This window comes from Streptococcus sp. SM5 (assembly GCF_027497975.1).
Genome location: NZ_JAJNSC010000002.1, coordinates 185,262 through 210,758, shown reverse-complemented (window position 1 = coordinate 210,758; position 25,497 = coordinate 185,262). Strand labels below are relative to the sequence as shown.

General features: G+C 36.1%; 21 protein-coding genes and 2 pseudogenes. All 23 read right to left on the bottom strand.

Features of this window, described 5'->3' with window-relative positions; genetic code table 11:
• On the bottom strand, positions 1-2,082 hold the full coding sequence (locus PAN07_RS02325) for a DUF262 domain-containing protein (RefSeq protein ID WP_269796885.1): 2,082 nt from the start codon (positions 2,080-2,082) through the stop codon (positions 1-3).
• Between the two features lie 2 nt (positions 2,083-2,084).
• Positions 2,085-3,605, bottom strand: a complete 1,521-nt coding sequence (locus PAN07_RS02320; RefSeq protein ID WP_269796884.1) for a DUF262 domain-containing protein — start codon at positions 3,603-3,605, stop codon at positions 2,085-2,087.
• Positions 3,606-4,405: 800 nt separating this feature from the next.
• A pseudogene (locus tag PAN07_RS02315) lies at positions 4,406-4,504 on the bottom strand (tRNA-specific adenosine deaminase); the annotation flags it as partial.
• 4 nt (positions 4,505-4,508) lie between these two features.
• Positions 4,509-5,804, bottom strand: a complete 1,296-nt coding sequence (locus PAN07_RS02310; protein WP_269796883.1) for a hypothetical protein — start codon at positions 5,802-5,804, stop codon at positions 4,509-4,511.
• A complete protein-coding gene (locus PAN07_RS02305; RefSeq protein WP_269796882.1) occupies positions 5,791-6,912 on the bottom strand; it encodes an AI-2E family transporter in 1,122 nt (373 codons plus the stop codon). Before PAN07_RS02305 ends, PAN07_RS02310 begins: the two co-directional genes overlap by 14 nt.
• Positions 6,913-7,027: 115 nt before the next feature.
• Positions 7,028-7,492: pseudogene (locus PAN07_RS02300) on the bottom strand (HAMP domain-containing sensor histidine kinase); the annotation flags it as partial.
• Between the two features lie 399 nt (positions 7,493-7,891).
• Positions 7,892-9,115 carry a HAMP domain-containing sensor histidine kinase gene (locus tag PAN07_RS02295; protein ID WP_269796881.1) on the bottom strand — a complete coding sequence of 408 codons (1,224 nt, stop codon included), beginning with the start codon at positions 9,113-9,115 and terminating at the stop codon, positions 7,892-7,894.
• A 13-nt stretch (positions 9,116-9,128) separates the two neighbouring features.
• On the bottom strand, positions 9,129-9,806 hold the full coding sequence (locus tag PAN07_RS02290; RefSeq protein WP_255777579.1) for a response regulator transcription factor: 678 nt from the start codon (positions 9,804-9,806) through the stop codon (positions 9,129-9,131).
• 1 nt (position 9,807) lies between these two features.
• A complete protein-coding gene (locus PAN07_RS02285) occupies positions 9,808-10,431 on the bottom strand; it encodes a GTP pyrophosphokinase family protein (RefSeq protein WP_269796880.1) in 624 nt (207 codons plus the stop codon).
• Positions 10,432-10,476: 45 nt separating this feature from the next.
• On the bottom strand, positions 10,477-10,857 hold the full coding sequence (locus PAN07_RS02280) for a hypothetical protein (protein WP_269796879.1): 381 nt from the start codon (positions 10,855-10,857) through the stop codon (positions 10,477-10,479).
• Positions 10,858-10,953: 96 nt separating this feature from the next.
• Complete coding sequence (locus tag PAN07_RS02275) at positions 10,954-12,240, bottom strand: recombinase family protein (protein ID WP_269796929.1); 1,287 nt, start codon at positions 12,238-12,240, stop codon at positions 10,954-10,956.
• Positions 12,203-13,444 carry a recombinase family protein gene (locus PAN07_RS02270; protein ID WP_269796878.1) on the bottom strand — a complete coding sequence of 414 codons (1,242 nt, stop codon included), beginning with the start codon at positions 13,442-13,444 and terminating at the stop codon, positions 12,203-12,205. The genes PAN07_RS02275 and PAN07_RS02270 overlap by 38 nt, the downstream gene beginning before the upstream one ends.
• Before the next feature lie 350 nt (positions 13,445-13,794).
• Complete coding sequence (locus PAN07_RS02265) at positions 13,795-13,902, bottom strand: putative holin-like toxin (RefSeq protein WP_080980497.1); 108 nt, start codon at positions 13,900-13,902, stop codon at positions 13,795-13,797.
• A gap of 177 nt (positions 13,903-14,079) precedes the next feature.
• On the bottom strand, positions 14,080-15,024 hold the full coding sequence (locus PAN07_RS02260; RefSeq protein WP_261232670.1) for an N-acetylmuramoyl-L-alanine amidase family protein: 945 nt from the start codon (positions 15,022-15,024) through the stop codon (positions 14,080-14,082).
• The gene (locus PAN07_RS02255; protein ID WP_195916272.1) at positions 15,014-15,442 is read right to left on the bottom strand and encodes a phage holin family protein; all 429 of its coding nucleotides are present in this window, start codon (positions 15,440-15,442) and stop codon (positions 15,014-15,016) included. The genes PAN07_RS02260 and PAN07_RS02255 overlap by 11 nt, the downstream gene beginning before the upstream one ends.
• A 12-nt stretch (positions 15,443-15,454) precedes the next feature.
• Positions 15,455-15,706, bottom strand: a complete 252-nt coding sequence (locus PAN07_RS02250; RefSeq protein ID WP_001162702.1) for a hypothetical protein — start codon at positions 15,704-15,706, stop codon at positions 15,455-15,457.
• Positions 15,706-15,912, bottom strand: a complete 207-nt coding sequence (locus PAN07_RS02245) for a hypothetical protein (protein WP_001090723.1) — start codon at positions 15,910-15,912, stop codon at positions 15,706-15,708. The genes PAN07_RS02250 and PAN07_RS02245 overlap by 1 nt, the downstream gene beginning before the upstream one ends.
• A complete protein-coding gene (locus tag PAN07_RS02240; RefSeq protein WP_269796877.1) occupies positions 15,866-20,212 on the bottom strand; it encodes a phage tail spike protein in 4,347 nt (1,448 codons plus the stop codon). Before PAN07_RS02240 ends, PAN07_RS02245 begins: the two co-directional genes overlap by 47 nt.
• Positions 20,213-20,935 carry a phage tail protein gene (locus tag PAN07_RS02235; protein ID WP_269796876.1) on the bottom strand — a complete coding sequence of 241 codons (723 nt, stop codon included), beginning with the start codon at positions 20,933-20,935 and terminating at the stop codon, positions 20,213-20,215.
• Entirely contained in the window at positions 20,932-23,985 is a 3,054-nt protein-coding gene (locus PAN07_RS02230) for a phage tail tape measure protein (RefSeq protein ID WP_269796875.1), read from the bottom strand. Before PAN07_RS02230 ends, PAN07_RS02235 begins: the two co-directional genes overlap by 4 nt.
• 182 nt (positions 23,986-24,167) lie before the next feature.
• Complete coding sequence (locus tag PAN07_RS02225; RefSeq protein WP_006153800.1) at positions 24,168-24,587, bottom strand: hypothetical protein; 420 nt, start codon at positions 24,585-24,587, stop codon at positions 24,168-24,170.
• 11 nt (positions 24,588-24,598) lie between these two features.
• Positions 24,599-25,168, bottom strand: coding sequence for a major tail protein (locus tag PAN07_RS02220; RefSeq protein WP_045616007.1), 570 nt, complete (start codon positions 25,166-25,168; stop codon positions 24,599-24,601).
• A gap of 2 nt (positions 25,169-25,170) precedes the next feature.
• Positions 25,171-25,497 carry a hypothetical protein gene (locus PAN07_RS02215; RefSeq protein WP_000172711.1) on the bottom strand — a complete coding sequence of 109 codons (327 nt, stop codon included), beginning with the start codon at positions 25,495-25,497 and terminating at the stop codon, positions 25,171-25,173.

Genomic DNA, 25,497 nt, shown 5'->3' with positions numbered 1-25,497 from the left:
TTATTTTTTTGAATTAAAATCTGATAAATATTTAGCTACAGACTTATAATCAGATGGAGTTCTTTCACTTGGATCAATAAGTTTATGCTGGGTATGATCCTCATTCTCAATAAGGAAAAAATTATCTTTAAAATAGATTTGAGTCTCCAAAGAATGGATATATATATAACGATAGGGAGTCCACAATCCAAGCTCACTCTCATAGGTAGAATATATTCCATACTTTTTTAATTCCTCCATTAAAGCCAATAAATGAATATCCGTATTTTTAGCTCTGGAGTTCTTATTAGTTATCATAATCATATCGTTAGCGGAAAATGCACTTTTAAGCCTGTAATGGTTAGCTGCCATCTTATTAAACATTAATTCGTAGTTTTCTATAAAGGCATATCGCCAATCATGACTATCAATTTTCCCTGAATTTTCAAAAACAATTCGTATATACTCATTCTTCAAGCCTTTATCCAGATTAATTTCATCAAGAATTCTTTTAACAAATATATTCCGTGATGAAAATAATTTTTTCAGACTCGGTGTGCTAGAACTCTCGTTTGGATCATCTTGGCAAAGTGTCTTATAACTATCAACATTAAGTGTGTAATCTCCAAGGGATAATAAAGCAACTCTCAGTAAGCGTCCTTCAATAGCTTTATTGTTATCAAACATATTTGATATCTTATTCCAATAATGTGATATCGTTTCACGTTTATATATTAAAGAGTCGTCAGATTCGAAGAAGAAACAGCTTCGTATTTGACCGCTAAAATAAGGATGCTCTTCAGCTCGAAAAATAAGAGCCTTCAAAGATTTATCAGTAATAATTAGTTTAGCTTTTTCTATCTCTTCAGAAACTTGTTCATAATTAAAACCTGAAATTCTATTACCTTCAGATAAATGACCTAAAAGATCTGACATATAAGGGATTTGCTCGTTTATCCCATTAATAGCCCTTTCATATGGAGCTTGATAATCAATATCAGAATTATCTATTAGGTTCCTGAAGATACGGTACCATTTTTCAAAGCTATTATCTAAATGTAATCCATTATGAAGTATAAACTTTGAAATAACATGGAAATAAACTCTAGATTTCAGACTTTTATTCTCAATTGCCTTAACTAAAGTACTAGAGACATCTGGATACTTATTTTCAGATAGAAATTCAAGCACACCCACTATTAAATCTACATGTTCTAAATTTATAGATTCAAAATTAACTTTAGAAGTCCAATTTTCACGCTCAGAATAATCTAACGAATCTAAATTATTGATAAGCGCGATTTCAAATAAATTTAAAAAATTTATATCAAATTTATCCTTATCGATTTTCCATACAGTATCCGTCCACTTAGTATCCAAATTTTTAGTAAAACTACTAGCTAATTCTCCGTTAATTATATGTAATCTAGAAATGAATCTTGCTTTGAAGTTTTCAAAATCTGTCAGAGGCCTTCCTCTGGAATTTAATTTGATATAAAGTTCATCTTCAGAGCCAAGTTCATCAATATCTAAGAAATTGAATACAACTTTATGTCCATCAATTTTACTTAAAATTTCCTCATAATCAAAATCATCATGAAATTGTTCAGTTATCTCATCTAATGTAACAAGTGCTCCTTGAACAGTAGGGTCTAACAGCCAAGAGTCTGCAAACCATGATGCATCTTTAATAAATTCAGATGGAAGTACAGTAGTTTCGAAAATATCTTTTCTGAATTCAAACAAACTAGTGAAAAACTGTTTGGAAGAATCTCTTGTTTCGTAGGAAAAATTACGTAGAAAATCGCAGCTCTCACTATTTCTAAATGCGTACAAGTAAACTAAAAACAAAGTTGTCAATCTTTGCTGACCATCTAGCGGAATAAATTGACCGTTTGATGACTTTCCATAGATAAAATTTAAGTCTAAAGGCAGATTATCCTCACTTGTTAAGGCTGTATTTATGTCTTGTAGTAGCTTCTTCCTAACATCAGTAGTTCTAACGTCTAGTCTACCTTGGGCGTAATCTCTCTGAATTAAAGGAATAACAACATTATAGCTTTCCAAAAGTGTTTTCAAGTTGAACTTAGTTTGCTCACTCATACCTACTCCTCTTCCAAATTAAAAAACTTAGCTAATTCTTTCTTCATAGAACTAATATAATCAGATTTGTCATCCTCAGTCCAAGAGTTAAAGTTTTCAGGATTACAACTATATACCTTCAAAAAAACATTCCGAGTACAAACAGGTACAAATTTACCTTCAGCATCAACTTCGATAATAGTTTTCCTTTTTTCATAAAAGGGGGCAGCCTGATAACTTCTATTGGTATTCTGATCCAATAATGTCAAATTTCCAATACTGTCATCAGGCTCCGCACTTTCATCGGCAGTTGCATGAATATGCTCAATATCCCATTTTTCTTTTTTATATAAATCAAATGGAAAACGGTACTGTTTTTCTCCTTTATTAATCAACGTCACTAAGTTAAAAAGCAACAATAGACTCCGTACAGATTTGCTTCCATATGAAAGATTCTCAATATCTTCAATCTCAGGGATTGTTTCAAAGGCAAGCTCTTTTAACTTAGTAAAAGCCTCCGACTTTTTATTTTCTCTCGTAGCAGCAAACACTTTATTAATATTCAAGCTATTTAAAGAAAGTAAATAGCCGATAAGGTGATATCTATCTGGATCCATATACCAATTGTTCAATTCCTCAAATAACAATTGGATAGAATTCCAGAACTGATTTATAAACTCTACTTTATTTTTCGCAATCTTATAATCCTCATAAATAGTGTAAAAAGTGCTATATTTATCTATACTACTATTGACTGGGTCATTGTTAGCTTGTAGGTTAAATAAAAAATCAATCCTAGTATCGTATATTGCATTATTAGTTAAAAAGTTCCAAAATGTATCTTGCTGGAGTCGGTGTTCAATCCGATTCCAGGCTATCGAACGATGTATTCTTTCACTCTCATATCCATCCACATAATTATTTTTATCTAATATAAGAGCTTTAATAAGTTCTGCATTTGTCAATGGAATTTTTCCCAAGTTTACTTTCGTAAAAATATTAATTGGATCCTCAGTTTCATCAATTTCGTACCAAATGAAGAATACCGATTCTATCAGTACCTTGTATATATCATGTAAAGCATTATCCGAATTAATATCATCTTTATCAAGCCAATCATCAATTGCAGAAAAAGCATTGCTAATATGACTAGCATCAATATCGTATTCTGCAATAAGTTTGTATGTATCAAAACTTAATTCTTTTAAATAACTGCTACTTTTTTCTCTCGTTTCGTATGCTAATTCAAAAAACTCATATTGATTACTTCTTCTACGGCTACCCCCAAATTCTGCGGACATAAATTTCAGGAAAATAAAAATAGTTGTCAACCTCTGTTGTCCATCAACAACATCATAGGTGTTTTCAGAAACTTTTTTTACAATTAAAGGTTGCAGACAATACTTTAATTTAGAATCATGATTGTACAAGTCCTCTAATAGAGTGGTCACCTCGTGCTTAGTCCAACGATATCCTCTTTGATACGATGGAACATTAAATTTCATACCTTTCAACTCTTCAATTCGTTTCTCAGCAATTCCCATATATAGTACTCAACTTTCTTATGTTAAAAAACCAAACACTCTCAGCGCGAATGGTATTATTAATAGCAACAATTATTAATAGCAACAATTATTATACCACAAATGCTCTTACACTCCTATTTGATTACAGTATAAATTAGCGGCATCAATCTTAAAAATATAACTTCACGCATTTAACCAATTAAAAAAGGTATACATTTATTACTATAAAGCCATGCCCATTGGAAATAAATATATACCCTAAATGTTAATGGAAATAAAAAACCAACTACTCCACCTATCAAACCAAGACACTCAACTGCTGGTCTCAGTTTGATACTTCACCATACATCACAAAAAGCATTGATTCAAAGAATTTTTCTATTCGATTTATCAAAAGGTTCTAAGCTTTCACAAGCAGAGAAACACACTCGACGTGTGGTGCTAGCAAACTTCTATATTATAGAATGAAAGTGAGTGAGTCGTTGTTTAAAATTAAACTTTAGAATGAAACTATTTAAAAAAAGTAGATCACTTTTAGAAGTGTCCTACTTGTATTATTTTCATTTAAAAAGGTATAAATTCTCAACAAAAGGGGGTTACTCTCGCACCTGCGAGAAGAACAGAAAAGAAATGGCGCCAAATCAAGGTTTTATTTTTGAAATTTACCAGAAAATACCCACTCTTTTTTTACTTACAATTATTTTAATAAAAAAAGAACTTGCCTGTCAAACAAAACGTTAATTTATATCATCTTTGTCTATCTTAGTTATAATGTTTATCAAATCTGATTTGAGCATTTCTTTTTCTTATCTTATCAAGACCACGATAGCCCCGATTGGCACTTCTGCTTGGTCATAGGCTTTCTGGGCTTCCTTCAGTGCTTCTCGGATAAAGAATTCTTTTTCCTGAAGTTCCATGTTCTTACTTATAGACGCGCTTCGTCACGACTAGACTATGCGGTCTCTCAAACTCCTTATCTAAGTAATCTTGGTACGTCCCTGGGGAAATAAACCCTCGGGCGCTTAAAATATCGGTTCCTGCTGTTCCGACAATTGTGTCTGCTAGCAATACGCAGTTGGTACTCATGACAAAATACGTTTTGAATTTTGAAGAGACGAACTTGTACAATTTTGCGTCCGCTTCTTGTTTGAGCTTATAGGCATACATCGGTTCTTCTTTGTCGATTCCAGGGCGCTTCGGTTTCACCATTTGCGGTGGATCCCACGGTACTGTCAACGACATCAATTTGGCGATTTCCTTATCGATGGCCGCGAGTTGTTCTGGAGATAACGCTAGGCCATAGCCAAGTAAGGTCTTATGGTTTTCGCGTTTACAAAATTCAATGTATTTTTCACGGTCGGCACTGAAAAGTACCCCGTCCCCCATCGTTCCAAACAGGCGCTCCGAATTCGTATCGTAGTTCCCGAATGAAATAATGCGTCCCTTATAACATAGGTCGACATGCCCGATTGCCCCAAATCCGTCTTTTGTGACGTGAATAAACATTTCTAAGTTTGGTTCTGCATTTTCTTTGGCACGGTCGTAAATTTCAGAAGCGGTTTCGCCTTCTCCAAGTTCCAACGCATCATTGATTTTTTGCAAAGTCACACGAGGAATAATCGCAGCCAGTACCAACGGCATCCCTCGACGCAAGCGTCTACGAAGGACTTTCTTTCCAACTTCGGCCTCGAAGAACCAACCGTCACGAATGTTACTAGTCCCAAGCCCTATGAAATAAAGCGCAAGGAAGAACATTTGTAAGTTGCCGTCGCCCCCAAGAGCCAGTAAAGTCGCTACCCCGACAACTGAGAGCCAAATGGTATCAATGAGCAAGCGCAGTCGCGGACGGATACCGTCTTTGACATAAATATAGTACGTTACGCCACTAGTGGCCGCTTTCATCACTTCGTTAAGCCCCATCAAGATACTGACAATCGCAATCGGAAGCGAGATAAAAAATTGATTTCCTGCTAAAAATCCGTAAAGGAAAAATTTAGCAACATTCAGCCATAATGGATCTTTTGCCGCCGCCTTACTAAACCAACGGAACAAGAAATTCCATAGTTCACGAGCCCATAAGAATGTTAAAAACAGACGTAACATCAATTCTGGGAAGCTTGGTCCGTAGATTAGGAGCAACACCCCAGCAATAAGGAATGCAATCCCTTCAATTAGGAGCTTTTCCCCTGTAATCCCTAGTTCACTAATTTTCTTCATCAATTATACCTCCTACAGCTACCACTGAAGCAGCTTGTTCATGTTTCTCCACCCATTCTTTCACGAAACGGTAAATCACGGCAAAAATTGGTATGAAGAAAATCATTCCTACTAAACCAAAGAGATTTCCACCGATTAACGCAGCAGCAAGGGTTAGAATCGTTGGCAAACCAACGGAACTGCCGACAACCTTCGGATAGACGACATTTCCTTCCACTATTTGAACGATCATAAAGACGACAAGTGAAATGAGTGCTTGGATTGGGCTTTCTGTAAAGGTGAAAAGCATTCCAATTCCGCACGCCATAAACGGCCCGATATACGGAATGAATGAGAGTACTCCGGACAGCACCCCAACAAGTCCTGCATATGGCAACCCTACAAGAGAGTATCCAGCAAAAATCATAACCCCAAGAATTCCCGCCTCGATGATTTGACTCATCAAGAAACGGTCATACGTATCCACGATGACTTCCCCAACATAAGTAATGTGCTCGATTTTATCTTTTGGCAAGACCACATTAAGAATGCGAAGCGTTAAACGTGCGAGCATTTCCTTACTTGCGAGAATATTAATCATGAAGAAAATCCCCATAATTTCAGAGAACACATTTGAGAAGAGCCCTGAAATATTCGTTGTAAATCCGCCAAGGAATGTAATGACAGACGATACGATATTGCTTTGACTTAGTGAGTCGGTAATCTGACTCACTTCACTGGATTGCATTAATTTTGAATGTTGTACAAAATCCGCAACCACGAATAGTAAGTGATTTACACTATCGCCCAGTTGTGACACGGTTTTAGCAATCATCGGCGCAATAATCCAAATCAACAGCGAAATAATCAGAAGCAGAATCACAATAATGCTCAGGATTGCGACACTTCTACGCAGCTTTTGCGGGAAGTTTATCTTCTCCAACACTTGTTCAATTCGCTTCATTGGCACGTTTAAAATAAATGCCAAAATCATCCCTAAAATAAGCGGGAACATCATCCCAATAAATTCGGAAATCCATGTGAGGATGGCGCTAAAATTCAAGACGACAAGTAACGAAACAGCCGCCAGAGCAATCATCACTGCCCAATCTTTTCTAATCTTATCCATACTATAACTCCTTTTTTAATTGTTCTAAGAGCGCATTGCATCCCAATGTCACATCGCGGTACGTCGCATCAAAGTCTCCTGTATACCACGGATCGGCAATATCGCGTGCAACTCCTGCCACTTCTAATAAGCGAGCCCGTTTACGTGTTCTTCCGACTTGACGAAGCCTTACCGTAACCGTTCCTTCAGAGTCACAATACTTGTTAGCATTATCCACAAGGAGAGTTACAAGTTCAAAGAGAGACTTTTCCTCGGCTTTCACATGGATATCTGGGGTAATATCCATAACGAAGGATTTGCCATCTCGGACGACAGGTCCCTTAAAGTCCTCGGCTGCATCCTCTGTAATATAGGAAAAATCCACATCTTGAAGAACAATGTCCGGCTGCTCCTCCAGACGAGATAAAGCCACAAGAGAATTAATTAGATTGGTCAAACGTGTCACCTGGTCGTTAGTAGACTTGGTCCATTCGTTTTCTCCAGTCATGAGTTCCTGTAGCTCCGTATTAGCAGAAATAATAGCTAACGGGGTTTTCAATTCATGACCGGCATTGGTGATAAAACGCCGTTGCTTTTCATATTCTCTTCTAGCAGTGTTTGGCAATAAGGTCACGGACTTTATGCATTGCTTTTCCTGGCTAAGTATGCGATTATCTCACTATTAATAGCAGCAACATGATTTCTGATGAAATTACTATCATCACTATATCCAGGATGCCCATTAAGCGAATAGAAAACAATAAGCATCAGAAAAGGTAGGGAAATTAAAAAAATAATCAGCTTATTGGATTTTAACACGGGGCTCCTCGTTACTTTTTTACATGTTTACAACTCCTCAATTTTAATTAAGGATAAAATCTTGTAGTACTCTGGAATTTGTGACATTCTCATAAACACAAAACCAAACCAGGATATAAGGCCATTCACAATCAATAATGCCCCCTTCGGTACCATTACTAGTTCCAATTTTAAAATATCCTTACAAAATGACTGTAAAAGTGATGGTGTCATCTTTGTAGGAGGCAAAGAGACGCCCTTTAAATAATTTGACCATGCTTTGAGCCATGGATAGGCCTATGCCAAAACCTTTAATTTCCTTGTTATTATGAGATTCTTCGATACGATAAAAGCGCTCAAAAAACTTACTATAATCGACTGTCTTACCATCTTTATAGGTATTTGACACTTCTAAGCGAGCCCGTTTACGTGTTCTTCCGACTTGACGGAGCCTTACCGTAACCGTTCCTTCAGAGTCACAATACTTGTTAGCATTATCCACAAGGAGAGTTACAAGTTCAAAGAGAGACTTTTCCTCGGCTTTCACATGGATATCTGGGGTAATATCCATAACGAAGGATTTGCCATCTCGGACGACAGGTCCCTTAAAGTCCTCGGCTGCATCCTCTGTAATATAGGAAAAATCCACATCTTGAAGAACAATGTCCGGCTGCTCCTCAAGCCGAGATAAAGCCACAAGCGAATTGATTAGAGTGGTCAATCGTGCCACCTGGTCGTTAGTAGACTTGGTCCATTCGTTTTCTCCAGTCATGAGTTCCTGTAGCTCCGTATTAGCAGAAATAATGGCTAAAGGTGTTTTCAATTCATGACCAGCATTAGTGATAAAACGCCGTTGCTGTTCATAATTTCGAATGAAGGGGCGAATGACAATTCCTGATAAGGCACTGACAATGATGACAAAAAAGATAAAGGCAAACAGTGATAAAAGAATAGAAAGATTGAACAAGGATTGGGAAGAATTATAATAATAGGTCGTGTCCAGAAAGACTACCAAAATCTTATCTTTACTGACCTTGCTAACTTGATAGCTAAGATTGATATTTTTTTCTCTAATCGTTCCAAGATTATTGGTCAAGCGACTAACTTTCAGGGCATATCTAGCCGCTTCCTCGTCGTTTATTAGAGACGTATGACTGGTATCCTGGCTAACAACCTTATCACCCGACAAGGTCACGCTGAAAAATTGAAAACTGTCCGAAGGAATCTCAAGTCCTTGATTGGTCTCAATTTCTGTGGTTTTTCCAAAGATTCCATTATTTTCCGTGAGTGTGTTGAGGACCTTGCTAATTTCCTGCTCCGTCTGAAAGGAACTCACAGCATTGATGATTCCTACCGTAAAGATCAAGATAAAGAGGATAGACAAAGAAGCAATTGTTATAAACTGAAGTCGTAAACGTCTAAACATGGACTACTCCTTTCTAAATTTGCAGAAGGCAGAAGTCACCACCCTTTTCACCAAGAATACTGATATCAGCTTGAATAGCTTGCAATTTCTGGCGCAGATAGGAAATATAAACCCAGACAATTGACTCGTCCACATCTTCCTCATCATCCCAGATAGTTTTAAAAAGGTGATCAGTGGTTAATTGCTTAGCAGGGTTGAGCATGAAGTGGGCCATTAACTTGGTCTCTCTACTTGAAAGTCTTATGGCGTTGCCAGCTACCAACTCCTGCTCCTCTTGGTCCAAGCGAACAGAACCAAGGGTCAAAATTTTGGCAGTAAAGGTTTCACTAACACGACGCTCTAGCGACCGCAGACGAGCCAAAAGTTCCTTTAGGGAAATCGGCTTGGTCAGGTAATCATCTGCCCCAGCATCAAGTCCTGTCACACGATCATCAACTTCAGCCATGGCCGTCAACATAATGACATGAGTAGTATTCCCAGAGGAGCGAATCTCTTTCAGGGCCTCAATACCTGTTTTGATAGGCATCATAATATCCATAATGATTACTTGATAGGCATTCTGTGCAGCTAGGTCGACTGCCTTTTGACCATTAAAAGCCTGATCAACTTCAAAACCTTGATGCTCAAGTGCCGCCTTGTAAACTCGAGATAAGGCTTCCTCGTCCTCAGCCAATAAAATTTTCAGAGCCATTCTAGTCACTTCCTTCTTGAATTAAGTTACGGATGGTCTGCATGGTCAGGTCACATGAAGCTAATTCATCTGCACAGCGCTTAAGCTCACGGGTAATCATTTCTGAATTCTTGATGTCATGTTTATACTTCATCTGATGCTCCAAACTGGCCCACGAGTCCTGAGCGATGGTCCGAAGCTGAACCTCAACAAAATAGGTCCCTTTATCATTGCCTAGGACATCTGGAAAATTTGTCTCCATTTGCAAAATGAGGTGATAAGAGCGATAGCCGTTAGGCTTGGCAGTTGAAATATAATCCTTCTCATTGTAGACCATGACACCAGGAATAGCCTTGATTACTTCGATGATCTTGTAAATATCATTGACAAAACCACAAATAATACGGATTCCAATGCTGTCACGAATTTCCCTAAGGGCAGACTGGCTCGTCTCAGGCAAATTCTTTCTACGACACTTTACACGCATGGAGTCGCTTTCCTTAATCCGTGAAATGAAATGTTCATAGAGTTTAAAACCTGTTTCTTTTTTGCTAGCAATATTAGCCGCAATAATGGGGTCTGTTATTTCTTGTAAAATTTTGGGGAGATATTGAGCATACTCCCCATAAATACTTTGAGTTGACATATAAACCTCCTCTAATAGCTTCACTTCATTATAACATAGATGGTCTTAAAAATAAGGAATGAGATTGTGACTATAACTTTTATGCCCACCAAATCCAAACTTACTTAGTCCATCATTAACAAGCAAATCACCGTATCTAATCAACAGTGCTATGCATTCCTCTCTTGAACAACCATCAATATAATAAACATCCTTATGGGATTCCTTGATAATATTCTTTGCTATCACTTTTTCTCTATCAATACTGACAGGTAATTCTAAAATAAAAAACAATGGCTCATCATGAATCGCAATAAAGTGTTGAAAAACCTCTAATATTTTTTCTGCGTGTACATTCGCCGTCAAATGATGTTCAGGTAACTTTGTAAATGATTCAAACAGGTTCTCTACCAAGCTAACTTGGTGACCTTTTACTAAATTCAACATTATGAGTCCTCCAGAGAATTTAAACAATATCCACATTTATAATCTCATTATACCATTAAACCCCTAAAAAGACTGTAACTTCCCAGTAACAGTCTCTTATAAATCTACCTCAGTTCCTTCAAGGAAAGTTACTACAATTTGTCCAGCTTCTGAAATACTGATGTGGTCGAGAACTTGATTCATGATAACTCCATCAAATTTATCTAAATCTAGTATCTGATACATCTGCTTTGCATAGTGCTTATGGAGAAGATTTGCTCCTTGTTCTAGCTTTTGCCACTTATCTACCACATCAGATCTATGCTCTTGAAACAGTCCTACTGCTTTCATAAAGGCTTTCTCAAGCATTTCTTCATCGATATGATTGTTTAAACATCCAATCTGACCTTTAATCCTATATCGATTATTACACTGCCATACCTTACGTTTACCTCGACTTGTCGTCCAATTTTTTCTACCAAATGCTGAACCACACTCTGCGCAAAATACTTTTGTTGTAAAAGGATTGTTTTCTTTCTGCATGATATAAAATTGGAGCTTATGTTGTTCTCTAAATCTCTTTCTTCTTGCTATTTCTAACTGAACAATCTCCCACTTCTCTTTATCTAAAATTGGTTCATGATTGTTTTCAATATAATATTGATTAACTTGTCCATCATTATCTATTCGTTTCTTCGTCAGGAAATCAACGGTATAGGTTTTCTGAAGCAGGGCATCACCCTTGTATTTTTCATTTTGAAGCATTTTCCATATAGCACTTGGACACCATTTTGCTTTACCTGTGCAACCTGGTATTTCCTGTTCTCTTAACTCTTTGGAAATAAATTCTGGACTGTATCCTTCTAGAAATCTATCAAATATATACCTCACGACCTTTGCTTGTTCAGAGTTTATAATTAGATTTCCTTTTTCATCTTTGTCATATCCCATAAAGTTTGTAGTATTTACCTGAACTACACCACGCTCAAACTTCTTACGAATTCCCCAAGTTGAGTTTTCTGAAATAGATCTTGATTCATCCTGTGCGAGTGATGATAGAATGGTAAGTAGTACTTCTCCTTTTGAATCTAGGCTATCAATATTCTCTTTTTCAAACGTTACTCCAATACCTAGTTCTTTCAGTTCCCTTACATATTTGATACAGTCCAATGTATTTCTGGCAAATCTACTGATAGATTTAACTAAAATTCTATCCACCTTGCCATCTCTACAATCTTGTATTAGTCGGTTAAAAGCATCACGTTTTTTTGTATTAGTTGCAGAGATTCCTTCATCTGCATAGATGTCTACCAACTCATAATCTTCATGTTTTAAAATATATTCACGGTAATAATTGACCTGATTCTCATAACTTGATAGCTGTTCGTCTTGGTCTGTAGACACTCGACAATAAGCGGCTACCTTGACCTTTTTCTGAGTTTGAGATTTGACTGTTTGCTGTAGCTTTCTGGCCGGTATAACTGTAATGTTTTTCTCCATCTTCAATCCTTTCTAACACAGTTACTGGTGAACTTAGTTTCCAATCTTCAATATCCCTTTCAGGGACTCTCATACCTTTACATGAATTTTTTCCTTCTTTGATATATTTGGAACAACACCAAATAATCTTTTTCTTATAAGATACCTGTCTTTTTAATGTTGAACCACAATACTGGCATTTTAACATTCTGGAAAATTTATAGCTTTTATTTGTACCTTGGATCCGAGAACAGCTTTTCATTTTTACCTGAACCTTTTCCCATATTTCCTTAGATATAATTCCTTCATGATTATCTTCGATATAGTATTGTTCCAACTGTCCCTGATTTAATTTCTTTGGACCGTTTACACCATCATGAAAGTATTTTTGAAGCAGTAAAGAGCCTTTGTATTTTTCGTTTTTTAAGATATTACGAATTGTGCTATCATACCATTTCTTTCCTGTTACGGTTGGAACCCTGTCCTCATTAAGTTTTTTAGCAATCCTATGTGTACCCATTCCTTCTAAATAACTATAAAAGATGGTTCTCACTATTTGCGCTTCTTCTTGGTTTATAACAAGTTCTCCTTTTTCGTTTAAATCATACCCTAAAAACCGTTTAGCATTAATGAGTAATTCTCCCTTCTGGAACTTTCTACGAAAACTCCACCGTTGGTTTCCGCTCATGCTGTGTAACTCTTCCTCAGCTAAACTTGCTAACACAGTCAAGACAACTTCACCTTCATTGGATAAGGTGTGGATATTCTGCTCTTCAAAAAAGATATCAATACCTAGAGTTTTTAACTCTCGACTGATTTCAAGAACATTGATAAGATTTCTTGCAAACCTAGATATTGACTTAGTATGGATAACGTCAATTTGTCCTTTTCTACAAGCATCTAGCATAGTTTGAAAATCAGGTCTTTCATACTTTGATCCTGAAATCCCTTTATCAGAAAAAACACCCAAAAACTCAACATCTTCACGTTCAGCATACAACTTTTCAAAATAGACTTTTTGATTCTCTAGCGAATCAAGTTGACTTCCGTTGGTTGTAGAAACTCGAACATATGCACAAATTCTCTTTTTTCTATTGTTATTCTTTGCTTCAATTTTTCTTATATTCATTTTTCCTCCTACAAGAAGTTTTTACACACTATATATCCCTCTAAACGCAATATTAGTCAAGTAATCAGCAACCCTGTACTTTAACAAAATGTCTTTATTGTCCTCTTACCTAAATAGGTACTTTCAAGATAGATTTTTCCGGTTTTAAGAAAAAATCAAAAAGAAAAAGCCTGATGTACTTCACCAGGCTTAGATTTTTTATTTGAAATTTAATCGCAATATGTTATAATAAACATAGAAAAAGGAGCTGAGCTACCAACTCAACTCCAACGTAGAACCGTTAAAAAGACGGTGACTCTCTATTATCAGACTATAACTCGTCCAACAACTCGGTCAAAAGTGGGGACGGGTTATTTCTTTTTGTCATCGTCCTTGAAGATTTTATAGCACAAACCAATCAAAGCAATGGTAAAAGTACCAAAACCAAAGATGGTCTGAACGACTTCAAATGAGCTCAAACACGCTCCTCCTTTCCGTCAGATTTTGATGATTTACCCATAGGCATCACCTCTCTTTCGGTATCAGGAGCCACCGTCTTCACTTTTCTACAATAAATATTATACCACATGAGCTACCAACTTCGGTGGTTTATTTTGCTTAAAGATTTATTTTAAGAGTAGTAACTATAGACTCTTTTAGTTAGTAGTAATCAAACCATCTGGTTCAATCGTAAATTCTGGTTTTACTGATAGAGAACCATCAGACTTGAGATAGTACCATCCGTTTCCTGATTTGATAAATTGCTTAGATTTCATGTCCCCATCTTTTTCATCTAAGTAATACCAAGTTTCACGATATTTTACCCAACCTTTAGCCATTCGACCATCCGACTTAAAATAGTACCAACGATGATTGATATGCATCCAACCAATAACCATGGCACCACGCTTATCTAAATAAAACCAATCCTTGCCATCATTGAACCATTTATTGATGAAACAGTAGCCTCTAATATCAAAGTAGAACCATTCTCCTTTGATATTTTTCCATTGAGATTTTGGATAAGTGCCATCTGCTTCTTCCCACCACCAACCAACTTCGTTTCGTTTCCAGTTTCCTTCAGTTAGACCAGATTCAATATCTTTCTTAAACTGTTCTCTACTAATGCCCCATTTTGCAAGGTATGGGTAGGGATCTACATGATCACTCCCATTATTTGGTTGGTTGTAAGTACAAAATTGATGAGTTTTAATCCCAGCAAGACTACTAGAATCTAGAGTTTTAGGGATTCCAGCCTCGTCAGCTAACTCACGTAATAGCTTGACATAAAGTCGATAATCTCTCATGAATTCTTCTTTAGATTCATGACTTTCTATTAGTTCAACTTGAGCATATCCTTCTACGTTCCATCCTCCACCAACATCATAAGCACCCCTGTCAACTAACCAAGTCTGCATAATACGTCCATTCCCAACCACATGGGAGAAAAATCCTGATTCAACTGGTCTGCGCATATGATAATCTGCTTCGTTTTGTACTGTTGAGTTAGGGTTACCTGTTGAGTGAGCATGAACCTGTCGATAGGGTTGTTCACCGATTTGAGGAAGATTTGTTCGTAATCTACTTTTATCAACTTCCATGGTTATCCTCCTTATCATCGTTAGACTTTTCTTCAGTTAAATGTTCAAAAGCTTTTAAAATTGGTTTAAAAAGCAGAATATTCCCTTTTACTTTTTGATAGTTCTCAATTAACGATTGGAAAGTAAAAACTAGGTATCCAATATAAATCGAATACAGAAACATAAATCCAGTTTTTTCAGGTAACAAAACAGACATCGGAATCAATAACAGTAACATAAAAATCCCTAATACTTTTCGAATTAAGCCATTGATTCCAATTCTACTCTTATACTCAACATCAGGATTTACAATTGCAGCAAATGTGCCTGATGCAAAGTCTACAATTTCCATGATGACAATTAACGCTAACGCATACAAAATAAGCCCATCTTCTGTTTCGATGAGCTTTCTTAAAAAATTAAACAATTCAATATCCATTTTTAATACTCCCTATTGTTCTTTTTTATTTGACTCAATTTCAGCTAAAACAGCATCTTCTAATTCATATCGTTTATCTCGGAACAATTTTTCTTGGTTTCTCATTTCGAGACGATGCTCCGCATAGAGCTCTGAATGATAGAGAAACTCAGATACTGTAGAAACACCATGTTCATCAACATCAACAGTATACTGCTTAACTACTTCATCGCCAATCTTCAAATTTCCAACCAAACGTGTTGTTTTAGTAATTTCTAATGCCATTAACTTTCTCCTTTCTCTCTTTTAGTTTTTACTTCCTCAAATAAGTCTTTTAGGTCTGAGTCGTATTCTAATACATCTTTCATTAACTGCAATTCGCTTGCAACAACCAAATAAAGAGCCTCATTTTGTGCTGCTTGACCTTCGGTTTGTGCTAGTTTCTTAGTCAACGACTCCATTGCTAATTGATGGATTAAATCTGTGTTCATTTTCTAATATCTCCAATCGTTTATTTAATTTTCGAATATCAAGTATTAACTCTTGAATCCCTTTTAAAGCGATATTTGTTAATCTTGTATTATCGAGGTTCAGCAAACCACCATTTTCATACACTAGTGATGAGTCAATTTGTTGAACATCTTGAGCAATGAGTCCAATTTTGGTATGAGCCTTTTGAATACGATTCCCTATTTTCTTCCAGTCAAATTCTTTAAATTGAAATCTTTTGATAAAATCGAGTGCTTTATAGTTAGATAAGCCTATATTCTCTTTTAAGTTTTTATCAGAAAAATGTTGGTTAACAATTTGCCATAAGCTATAAGCATTTCCGTTATATGAGTAGTAAATATCATTTCCTGATCCACCAAAGTCTAGAGATACATTATTAGAATTCCAATAACTAATAGTTCCTGTAGTTGAGCCATTAATGCTGCTTTTGCCGTACTTCAACCAGCCAATTCCTTTTGCCTTAATGTATCCTTCGACCGTCAATAGAAAATCATCACTATCACTTGCAGTGTTTCCAGTAGTAAAATCTGAATCTTTGTAAATAAATAAGCCGTAAGGAACATTGTCCCCTCGGCCATAAGAACCTATAAATTGTACACCTAAACCATCTTTAGAATTAAACTGACGAGGAACATTAATCTGTAACCCACCGTTGATAGCGTCAAATGAACCATAAGCACCTAACTTAATTCTTGTTTCTCCAGTTAATAATCCACCAGAAATTGTGGTTCCGGTTATTGTCCCACCTTGGATTCTATCACCACTTAGTAAGCCTGACTTTATTTGACTAGCATCGATTCTAACACTTTGTACACTATTGATAAAAGCATTCTTTGCAAACAGCTGTCGTAAATAAGCTTCATTTGCAACAAGTTTATTGAAGAAGGCTTGATCCACGACCATCTTATCTGCAGTTACTGAATTAGATGCTAATACCATAGTAGTTACAGAACCAGATTCAAAGTTTGATGTCTTTAATTTATCAATCATTCCTGATTTAATGACTGCTCTATCAATCAAAGTATCCCCAGTGATATGCGTTGCTTTGCCAATGATTCTATTGATTCCATTTGCGCCTAGATTAATACCTGAAATTAAAGAGCCAGCATTAGTTAAATTTTGAATCGAATAGGAACCTTGATGTTGTTGAACGAGACTTTCTGTTGCAATTTGTTGAAAAGATGTACTATCTACAAAGTTTTTAGGTGGTTGACTACCTCGAACAATTGAAATTTGTCCAACTGCCACAGTGCCGTTCTTTTCTAGCCAAACATGAAGACCAAAATCATCTGTTTTTGTCACGGTTTTACTTATCGTAAAAGTTCCTGTAAAAATTTGAGCTGCCCCTGTTCTAGTAGGGGTGATGGTGAAACTTCCTATTGAGTTACCTGATTTGATTTCAAAGCCAACCTTTCCATCTGGTAGTACATCTACCCATAAATTGACCCTATAAGAAAGTTTCTCACCAGCGACAAATTTTTGACTATGAAGAGGCATTTGAAAACCACGCCAACCATTTGTTGTCCTACCACTTTGAGCAATTCTTAGTAGCTTATATTCATTAGTTCCAGTCATAACTAAATTCGAATTCGGTTCACGTTCTCTATATTTACTAAAATTTGTTGGATCGTATACTAAGTTTTGGGTATCAATTAAATCACTGACTCTTGTAATCAGTCCTTCGGATGTTTGTACAACCTGACTAATTGTTTTGCCTTGTTCACTAATAGTTCTTGTATGACTAGTTAGAGTATCTTTTACTTCGTTATAGGCCGTTACAGTTGTTAAATCTTCGATAGGCTTTGTCCAATAATTTGGAAAAATATCTCCAGTAGTAATCATTAATGCTCTCCAATGAAACTTACCTGAACTTGCTCCATCAATACGAAATTGTAATTCAAAGTTTTTAAAATTATTGAACATCTCTTCTGTTACGATCCGAGAAATTTTAATAAGATGGTAGTTTGTACCAGTTTTTAAAACGCTAGACCAAGAGGTATGAAAGGGATTGGAATGAACACTCCATACAGCGCTATTATCTGATTTTTTATAGCCTGGACCTTGTAAAATAATTCTAGGAGTAACAGTTGAATCTAAAACAACATTATCGACAGAAATATAAACAAATAGATTGATTTTTGTCCCTGCATAAATGCCAGTCGAATCACCATAAGGAACTTTACCTATTGTTTGAATCCAATTGAGTTTCGAGTTTATTTCTTTGTATGAAGTCCAACTATCACTCGAACCAGATGCTAAGTTTCGATGAGAAACACTAGTTGGTATTAATGATTTAGTTTCACTAATAGTCCGACTAAAACTATTGGATGTTTCTCTAACTAAATTTTGCACGCTAGAGTTCGTCACATAACCTCTATCTAAAATATTTTTATCAACATCCGATTTAGTTTGAAATCCTTTTAAATTGATAATGGATTCTACCTGACTACTGGTCAATCGTTTGGCTATTTCACCTGCTTGGATTTTAATTGTTGTTTCAGTAGTAGCAAGTCGATTTGTCGTTTGATTAAAATCTGTTTGTGATACTTTAGTCTTTATAGCATCGGCAGCAACTTGTAAATCAGCTTTAGTTTTAGATATTGCTAATGCGTTCTCTGATATTCTTTGGAGTGCTTCGTTAGCTGTTTGTTTAATATTTTCTACATAGGTCTTTTCAGCTTTTAGATTTATTTTATCCTTGGCTTGTGATATTTCCGTTCGTTGTTGCTCTACGGTATTTTTGATAGCATCAAAGTCTGTCTTTGAAACCTTGTTAGTAATAACACCCGTAAGCTTATCAATTGAAGATTCTACCGTTGTAATTTGATTCAATAAGCTATTCTTGCTGAGTTCAACTAAACGATTTGCTTCTGCAATAGCTTCTTTTTTATAATTTAAGGTATCTGTTAACACTGTATTAGTAGTCTCTTTAACTTCTCTACTAACATCTAAGGCATGATTTGCTAAATCTCTACTACTATTTGCTTTAGCCAACACATCGTTGTATCTATTTTCATTAAGTGATTCATTAGATAGAACTTTAGAATCAACATCAGCAATCTTTCCTTCAATCTCTTGACGAATACCATCTGCGTAGACTTCTGCACTAGCTTTGACTTTTTCAATATCATCAAGGATTGATTCTTTTTGTTTAGTGAACTCGGTATCAAAAGCTGCGTTCGCATTTTTCAAAGCTTTTTCAATTGCGACTTCTTGTAATGTGAAACCAGAGTCTAAAATTGCATTTGCGACAGTTGAAATTCCACTATTTGAAGTTGATCCACCTACCATTGGTTTATCATCAAAAGTAATCGAGATATATTTTTGTGTCAGTGCGTCAAATTCATAAGCGACTGCCTTTTTTGGAATATCAATTCCATGTTTCAAACTCTTGATATTTACAGTATCCCCTAAATGTACAACCTGTCCATCAAGTTCATAGGCTTCAATCGTAATAGCATCCGATAACTTATCAATTCCTTCATTCTTAAACTTAGCCTCAGCCCACTTTCTTAACTCCTCAATGCTTTTAAGAGTATTATTTTCGTACTCCTTTTCATTGATATATGGATAGAAAGTGATTAGAGGGCTATCGACAGTAATTTTAATTGTCTGGTCTTTATCTTTACCATCTGGTTTAAATGTTGATTTTGCATGAATACGAGTAATGATTGATTGAGTTGATTTGATTCTCTTGTAAGACTTTAGATTCTTATGTGTTGTTATGACAACACCCCTATTTTCACCTCTATTCTTCTTGATTGTCAGAGCCAAATTGTCACGAATCAAGTCCCCTTCCCAAGTTCCTATAATAGAATGGGCACCATCCATTAAGACGGAATAGAGTGTTTTTACCTCATCTGTATTGAAAGTACGGCGATCTGTAATATCACTCATGAATGAAAAATCACCAAGATTAGTCTTAGTATTTTGTACCATTTGAGATAAGGCCATACCACAAGTGAGATTAACAACACTCATTGGTTCAATAGACCGCTGCATAATATCATCTGAAATGTGGTAGGCGGTTATATCCAAACTATCATCATTTTCAATTGGCTTTTTGATACGAAATAACTGGAATCCTAAGACAGGTACTGGAGCCTTGATAAGCATATCCTCTTTGATTTGTTTATAGATACCAGAATCGGTAATTGGATAGCGAATAGATAAAGTAAAATCACCGTTCAGGGTTTCTTTTACAATAGCAGAGCTAGTTTCATGAAGAGGTAATCCATTCCACTTTGCAGTTCTAATATCTTTGTTCAACAGAAATAACATTTAAGCCCACCCCCAATTTGTTTCAAAGCTTAAAGAAGTAATACCTCTACCAAGAACAACACCGACTTCTTTTTTAGCACTCGGATCAATAGTGATAAAATCACCAGACCATTTGATGTTCTTTTTGCTAACCGTTAGAAAACTTGGACTATTTGGTTCGTTTACCATCACAAGAGGTTCTGTAAGTTTTTCAATTTTAATAACCTGATCACCAATCGTAAACTGAGTCTCAGTTGCCGAATTCCCCATTATCGTTATTTTGGGGAACGCTAGAGACGTACCTTGAACTCTTAGCACTCCGTTTGATGTCAAAGTTTGTCTATCTATTGATTTAAAAAACTTTGTAGGATGACAAATAAAGGTAGCTTTCGTCGCATACACACCATCTCTCTCTTGTTTTACCTCAGTACATTTTACTCGGTAACACCAAAGACGTGTGGTTTTCATCCGTTCACTCTCAAACCAAAACTGCTCCTTGATAAATAGACCCATAAATTGATGGAGTTGTTCTTCTGAGGGCTTAACAATGTAAATCGTATATGATTTTTCAATTAAATCACGGTGCCGATTTGTTTGCGAAAGAGCGCCACTCATTCCTTTATGTTCTAATAAACTCGTCTTACTCTCCGCTAGAATAACAGAAGGCGATTCGTGGACAATCACCTTAAAAGGAAAACTAGAAGTTCCAATTCCATCTATGACTAACTCGTTTCTTTTAATCATATAGTGGCTCCTCTCAATTGTTTTTGACGTTCTAATTCTTCTGCGATTCGACTTGCTACTTCATTTGCTATTTTTTCAATATCTGCCTGTTCTCGGATAATATTTCCAGTAATCGAAATGTTGATGTCTGGCATTCTTAAATCCATCGTTCTTGCAATACCTCTTCCGATTGCCCCAAGAGTAGATTCATTTAAAGGGAGTACCGCTTCGTTTCCTGCTTCTCCTCCTACCATTAGGGAATTTCCTATTGTTCCGAAGGCAGTTGGTTTTGTTAAAATTCCCCCTTTTGCATACCACTCAATTCCGATTCTAGGAATTTGTCCCTTTAACCAATCCAGAGGGTTTGCAGATCCTGACACACTAAAATGAGGTAAAGGAATGTGTGGCCACTGAAACCTGAAATTAAAGAGATTTTTGATAGCAGTTATAGCAGTTGAAACTGCATTTTTGGCAGTGTTGATTGCATTTGAAATCGTATTTTTTACTCCATTCCAAACATTGGACACTGTACTTGAGATTCCATTTAGAATACCTGAAATAGTTGAACTGATACTATTCCAAATTGTACTGACAACGTTACTAATTGCTGATAAGAGATTACTAATTGTGTTCTTAATCCCATTCCAGGTGTTTGATATAAGTTGACTAATAGTATTTAGAACTAAGCTTACAATTGACTTGATGGATTCCCATACTGTTAAAATAACTGCCTTTATTGTTTCCCATGCACCAGACCAATCTCCTGTTATAACCTGCATGATTGCTTTAATAATGCCTAAGACAAGATTGATTGCCGTTTCAACTACTTGTTTGATGATTTCCCAAGCTGTGCTGATGATTAGTTTTATGTTTTCCCATGCTGCCTGAATATAGGGTTCTAGAATTGACATAACGGTAGTTATGACTGTTGAGATTGCATTCCAAACTGTGGTTGCAGCTGCAAGAATTAAATCTTGATTCTCAGTCCACCATGAAGTTAGAGTCCCCCAAATGCTTAAAATAAAGTCTGATATTTCTTGAATGATAGTAGATATAAAAGAATATATAGCATTCCAAATATCCATTACTGCTGTTCTAAATCCCTCGTTATGTTCCCAAAGTTCTTTTATTCCAACAATTAACAAGGCAAGAACAGCTATAATTCCTAAGACTATAGCTATAATAGGCGCTACACTTGCTATTAAGCCACCAATTGTGACACCCATTGCTAAGGCAGCTGCCTGAAGTGCTAAAAATATAGGGAGTAATAAGCCTAACCCAGCAATGAGGCTACCTACAATAATGATAAATTGTTTTACTGGCGTTGATAAACTAGAGAACCACTCTGCAACTGAACGTAACAAATCAGCTAAAATCTCTAGTATCGGTGCAAAAGTGACAGCAATAGCATCTCCAACTTCAGCAAATGCTAACTTAGCTTCATTTTGAGCAGTTGTAAATTTATCAATTGGATCTAGTGTCGCTTCATAAGTTGAGCCGACTGTTCCTGATGCTTTCTTTGCTGTTTCAGCCAAGTCATCAAAAGATAATGCTCCACGATTAATAGCATCAACCATTCGTGGAGCACCCTTAGTTCCAAATATATCTGAAGCGAGAGTTAACTTTTCAGTTTCGCTAGTTGAATTTTTAATTTTTTCGATGGTTTCAGATAAACCTTGCTGCAAAGTCTTTCCTGATGCTGCATACTTCACAGATGCTTTTGATAAGGATGATAAAGAGGCTGATGAATCTACACCAGCCTTTTCAAATTTCCCCATTAAAGCAACGCCCTCATCAAATGAAAGTCCTAATGCCTTAATTTGTGGTGCTCCAGAAACAACCTTATCCATCAAATCTTGAACTCCCACTCCAGTAGCTTGACTTGTAAAGGTGACAGTATCAAGAACACTAGACAAATCCGTTGCCTGTAAGCCGTATGCTTCAATAGCTTTCTTAGCTGAAATAGCCGATGAAGTAACATCACTCCCATTTATAGATGCAAATTGGATGAGATAACTTGAAGCTGATTTTAAACTATCACCGGTTAAACCAAATTGTGTGTTCAACTCACCAACTGCACTTCCAGCAGTATTAAAGTCTGTAGGAATTTCTGTAGCAAGGTTCTTTGCGATAGTTGTCATCTCTTCTAAAGCTTGGCCAGAAGCACCAGTTTTGGTGACAATGATATCCATCCCTTCATCAACTTCGTTAAAAGCTTCAAGCGACTGTTTCCCAAAATCAATCAATTTTTGTGATAATTCTGCTAAACGATCACTGAATTCCATTAGGATATCTGCCTTTAAGAGATGATTGATTTCTGATAGATTATCCTTCGCACTTGTTGAACTAGTGCCCATCTCTTCCATCTCATTTTGAAGATGATTATAGGCCGTTTTGGTATCATTTAGAGTCTGTTCCAGTTTATTGGCTTCAATCGAGTTTTCGCCATACTGAGATTTTGTTAGTTCTAGCTGTTTCTCTAAATTCTGAATCTGTTTTTCTAGTAAAGAGGAACTTTCATTTACTTTTCTTTGAGCTAAAGCTAGCTTTTCAGATTCACTAGCACTTGAAGAAAGTTCACTTTCTTGTAATTTAAATTGACTCGTTAATTTTTCACTCTCAGAAGCTAGACGAGCTTGTTCTTGTTTCAAGCTATCCCATTGACTTTTAGTAGTACCTATTCGATTTCCATTTTCCGATAAGGCTTGATTGACACCCTCTAGTTTGCTTTCATAACTTTTCAGTACTGTCTGAGTAGTTTCTACTTCCCTTTGAAAGGCTCGATATTGTTCCGCCCCGATATTACCTGACTTAAATTGAGCTTCAACTTGGGCTTGTGCCTGCCTTAAGGTAGTTAATTTTTCTTTAGTGGTTTCAACTTGTTTAGCAAGCACTTCTTGTTTTTGAGTAAGGAGTGTGACATTTCCTGTATCAAACTTAAGAGCCTTATCAATTTGTTTCAATTCTTTTGTTGATTCAGCTGCTTGTTTATTTACCCCTTTTAAGGCATTTTGCAAGGGTTGGGTGTCACCACCAATTTCTATTGTGATACCTTTTATATTTCCAGCCATGTTCACATCTCCTTTCTATTAAAAATTATCAAAATCACTTTGATTTGCTTTTCTTGTGTTGCTTGTTTCATTTGTCCGCAAGTTTACATAATCAGTTTGATAATCAAGAGCCATCCCAATTGAAATATGTTTTAAGTCGTCTATGGATAAGCCAGTTTCCTTACAACAAAATAAATAGCTTTCTACCGTAAAGATTTCTTCACTTGCTGTTTCTGTTTGATCTGCTTTTTTCTTGTATTCATCCCTTGGTTAAGCATGTTCATTAAGATAGTTGCTACTTCTTGAACTGGAAACTCCTCCATCTCCATAAAGAATTCTTTGAATGGTTTAATTCTTGGATTAGCCGATTTAGCAAACACCCAAAAAATTCTGTGAAAAAAAGTCATATCAAAATTGGTCAGGATGGATAGATCAATGTCACCAGTTTCGAGTTTTTCTTCCTCATTTAGGTGCTCAATCTTATCAAGAATTGACTGCGTACTCACCATTGAAAACAAGTCTTGAAAATAATCTTTACCAAACTGTTCTTTATAGGCAATCGGTGTATATGCATTAGTAGCCAATTCATAGGTCTTTCCTGAAATTGTAATACTATCTCTCATCTGTAACTCCTTTATTCACGAGGTTCAAAGACTTCCTTGAACCAATTCTGACGAATCTCATCACTTGTTTCTTCTGTCGTTTTGCGACGAACCACCTTATCAAGTGGACGGGGACTTGCAGTAAAGTTTAACTCAACCTCATTAATATCTGAACCAGATTTTGTTTTTGATCCCATTGACGGACGTGATGCGTAACAGTAATACAAAACATGAAGTGTTTCTTTCTTATCTCCTTCAAAACGAAACATCAGAGCGAAATTCTTCTTTTCAGCATTTGCGATTTCAGAAATCGTTTTAGTTGTTGGATCTAATTTTTCTCCTAAGACACGAGTTAAAAATTCTTGAGTTAATAAGGCGAGCTTCAATGTTCCCTCATAACCATCATTTGATTCTGAAGTATAAAAGTTGATATTATCTGCCTTGTAAGAACCTTTGTCACCAGTCGGTTCCAAGGTTAGTTCTGCTGCACCTCGTAATCGTTCAACCGTCCCATAAGTCAATGCGCCATTTGAAGCTTCAGTTGTAACTTCTGCCCAATGAACATCTTGTAATCCAAAGGTAACTTTATTTTTTTCAGTCATAACTATCCTCCGTTTAATGAAATGTAATATGTAATTTGATAGAGTTTTTCAGTTGAGATATAAGTCTCTACTTTGTCAAAAAAAATTGAATGACTATCGAATAAGTCATCCATCTTAGTTTCGATTTCTAAGTCCTTCTTTAAGGTATAGAGTTCCACTTGAAGATTAAGAGTCTTATGATAGCTCCAATTATCAGCTCCAGCATTTTCAGAGTCCTTAACAAGATATACAATAAATGGTGGAGCTGGACTTCTTCCTTCTTCAAAATGATGATAAGCTACTGGCAACTTTGATTTTATTAAAATGTTATAGAAATCTTTTAATGTCAT